This window comes from Bacillus sp. JJ864 (assembly GCF_036963045.1).
Classification (GTDB): Bacteria; Bacillota; Bacilli; order Bacillales; family Bacillaceae_G; genus Bacillus_A; species Bacillus_A pseudomycoides_C.
Genome location: NZ_JBALLY010000251.1, coordinates 1 through 2,394, shown reverse-complemented (window position 1 = coordinate 2,394; position 2,394 = coordinate 1). Strand labels below are relative to the sequence as shown.

Below are 2,394 nucleotides of genomic sequence, written 5' to 3'. Positions count from 1 at the left end.
ATTTTTCGTTTTTTTTAATATTTTTATAAAATGATTTTATATTTTTATTACTTTTTATTTTTTAGTATAGTAATATACATTTAATTTACATTTTGTAGTTCATCATCGTAACATAGGGTTGCTGTTATAAAATTAGAGAATTTTACATTTAGGGATATGAAAAAATTGAATAATTAATTTTTATCCTCCGAGACAAGAAGTTTCTCGATACGCTCTTATTCTTTATCCAACGGGGAGAAGAGGATCCTTTCCACCTACAATTTATAGTAATAAATCCTTTTTTACTATATAATGCAATACATAACCAAGCAAATATAAAGAGTGTACATACAATGTGAGTTAACACGAATATTCCCTACATGGAAGCACTGCAATCCCTCTACAAAAATGAAAGCGTATGAACAAAGCGGGGGAGCGCCTCTCAACATGCAAACGTATTAATAGCGCTGTTGCTATGCAGTTGATTTTGACGTGCTAGAGAAAGCGGAATGCGCGTTGCTATTCGAAATAATGAAGATACAACTTCAATGTCCCTTACAGCTGAGTCTTTTTTGTAAACTATGACAAACATATTAGTTCGGATGCCGTGATCTTTCAGTCCAATCAGCAAATGGTATAAACTCCAGTGAGAATCATTAAATGTTATTCCTTTGTTTGCAGAGAATAGAAGGGATATCAATAAATGAGTTCTAATCTATCCGACATCAAAATAACTCCTCTGCAACAAACAATATGAAAATTTCAACAACACAGGATGCAAATCAAGCCATTAACATGGAGAGAGTGCTTCGCGTATTGAAGATGCGGATATGGCAAAACAAATAAATGAATTTGTATAGTATAAGCTATTAACAGAAGTTTCATTAAGTAGGGTTTCACAAGCTAATCAAATTCCACAAATGCTTATCAAACTACTCAATCAATATATCAGGAATATTATTATAATATATAAATGAATTTCATATTATACAAGTCTATGCTATACGAATTAACGTGACCTACACTCACTTTCTCCTATTGTTTTAGACCTTGCATGTAGTAAAAACAACATGTTCTAACTCCTTCGATGCATAATCAAATGCTCTCCCCCCAAAAAAAAGAGAGGGTATTTTATTTTCCAATTTATATTTATATAGTGAAAAGAAGTCGTCCGCTTCCGGATGACTTCTCTTATTTCACCACTGACACAACCTGCCCACTACGATCAATCATGACTTTTAATTGACCTTCTGTTGTACCACTATATAGTCCAAGTTTATACAAGTCTTGTTTGCACATATTTACGAAATACGGCAAGGTACGAATTTGTTCTACATCAGAACTTGTAATAAAGCGAATCATATGATTAGTCATTTCTCTCATATCTGCTACAAGCTCCTCTTTTTCTCTTCGTAAGCGCTCTGTCTCACTGTGTAACGCCGTAATCTCTTTTCTAAATCCAGCAATATCTTGTGCATCTTTAACATACTCTGCAGCCATGCTAGACAACTTATAAATTCCATCCATAAAGCGATACAACCCAGTTTCATTTTGTTCATCTTTTTCATCTATCAATTGGAAATTACCAACAATTCCAGATAATAAAGTAACAAGATTATTATCTATTTTAGGACTTTCCTCTTTTATTTTTACTTCTTTTTTATACTCTTCCTTATTAAAAGGTAATTGTTTTATAAAAGTAGTCTTTCGTTTTCGACCTGGTTTTTGTTTTTTTATATTTTCTAGGCCGATTTCCTCTTTTCTTAATTTATAATACGTATTTTGCAATTGACTTGGTGTTTTTAAAAATAGTTGTAGCTTTTCCTTACTTAAACAATCAGAAATCTCCAAAATGTTCATACCGTTTTGCTGACAAAATTGGTAAACTCCTTGTAATAAGGCTAACTCAGACTTCAACCATGCTATATCTGACTGTTCGTATACTTCAAAACCACCAAGTTTCTCCACATCCATTTGAAAGAGAAATATTTTATTATACAAATCCAATACTTCTTCAAATTTCACATGAAATTTTTTTGCTATTTTTTCAAATTCTTCTTCCATATTTTTAATTTTATCTTTCTTTTTCAGTAATTCTTGTAATTTCTTTACAACTAAAACTGCGCTTTCTTGTGCCATCTCACATCGCACTCCCCTTATTACCCTTTAATAATCCCCTTATCACTTGTAAAAATAGTAAATTTTACATATTAATCATATAATATATGTAAATTATATGTCAATTAATAAACATAAAAAAATATATAAAAAGTAGAAAAATGTAATATCGATAAATCCATTTTGATTTTCGGGCACATAAGTCACTGTCATATAGAAGAAAGCATAACCTGCACTCGCTTTCTCCCTTTGTTTTAAACCGTTGTCCGAGGCAAAAACAGGCCCTGACCGCTTCTA

Annotated in this window: 2 protein-coding genes and 1 pseudogene; 1 reads left to right on the top strand and 2 read right to left on the bottom strand. The window is 31.6% G+C overall.

Going from position 1 to position 2,394, the window contains the following annotated elements; translation table 11 throughout:
* Positions 1-421: 421 nt before the first annotated feature.
* Positions 422-610, bottom strand: coding sequence for a hypothetical protein (locus tag V7024_RS24055; protein WP_335524589.1), 189 nt, complete (start codon positions 608-610; stop codon positions 422-424).
* Between the two features lie 169 nt (positions 611-779).
* On the opposite strand from V7024_RS24055, the pseudogene V7024_RS24050 reads away from it, so the two are divergent.
* A pseudogene (locus V7024_RS24050) lies at positions 780-956 on the top strand (flagellin); the annotation flags it as partial.
* 214 nt (positions 957-1,170) lie between these two features.
* Here V7024_RS24050 and V7024_RS24045 read toward each other — a convergent pair.
* Positions 1,171-2,118 (bottom strand): DNA-binding domain-containing protein, encoded by a 948-nt coding sequence (locus V7024_RS24045; RefSeq protein WP_335524588.1) that lies wholly within the window; start codon positions 2,116-2,118, stop codon positions 1,171-1,173.
* Positions 2,119-2,394 lie beyond the last annotated feature (276 nt).

Coding starts and splice junctions, on each gene's coding strand:
- V7024_RS24045 (WP_335524588.1), bottom strand. CDS start 2,118: ATGGCACAAGAAAGCGCAGTTTTAGTTGTAAAGAAATTACAAGAATTA.